Consider the following 686-nt stretch of genomic DNA (forward strand, 5'->3'; position numbering starts at 1 on the left):
CGAGGTATGCCATGAAAGTCCTGTCCTCCCTGAAGTCGGCGAAGGCCCGTCACCGTGACTGCAAGGTCGTGCGTCGTCGTGGCAAGATCTTCGTCATCTGCAAGTCGAACCCGCGTTTCAAGGCGCGTCAGCGCTAAGCCCAACAGCCTTCGCGGCTGCGGCTGGCCCTACGCGGGGCCGACCCGATGCAAAAAGCCGCCTTCGGGCGGTTTTTTGTTTATGCGGCTTTTTCCTGCCGTTTTTGCTGTAATCGCCTTTCTTGACCACTGGGGAGTAGATCGAGATGAAGCGTTACCTGTCCGCCCTGGCCGTGATGGCCACCCTGGCCGCCGCCACACCGGCGATGGCCGATACCCTGCTTGTCGACCGTGCCCGCGAGAAGCCGGCCGGTGCCCTGCCCGTGCGCGGCCAGAGCATGCAGCAGGTGCAGGCGCAGTTCGGCGCGCCGAGCGAACAGCTGCAGCCGCGTGGCGGGCAGAAGCGGCAATGGCCGACCATCAACCGCTGGGTGTACCCGCAGTTCACCGTCTACTTCGAGAAGCAGAAGGTGATCGACGTGGTGGCCAACCAGGCGGACCCGAACGAAATCGGCCCGAAACCGCCGATCCGTTGATCCCTTTACCCGCCGTGGGCGGGCCTGTGTAGCGAGACCATGAACCAGACCCTTCGTTTTCCTGCCGAGTGGG

2 protein-coding genes are annotated in these 686 nt (G+C 63.7%); both read left to right on the forward strand.

Translation table 11 applies throughout. The features are described from left to right. Window positions 1-11 precede the first annotated feature (11 nt). Window positions 12-137, forward strand: a complete 126-nt coding sequence (ykgO, locus tag DAI20_RS19520; protein ID WP_005409283.1) for a type B 50S ribosomal protein L36 — start codon at window positions 12-14, stop codon at window positions 135-137. 146 nt (window positions 138-283) lie between these two features. Further along, a complete protein-coding gene (locus DAI20_RS19525; RefSeq protein WP_049429011.1) occupies window positions 284-613 on the forward strand; it encodes a hypothetical protein in 330 nt (109 codons plus the stop codon). Window positions 614-686 lie beyond the last annotated feature (73 nt).

Source organism: Planctomonas deserti (assembly GCF_003067705.1).
Taxonomy (GTDB): domain Bacteria; phylum Actinomycetota; class Actinomycetes; order Actinomycetales; family Microbacteriaceae; genus Planctomonas; species Planctomonas deserti.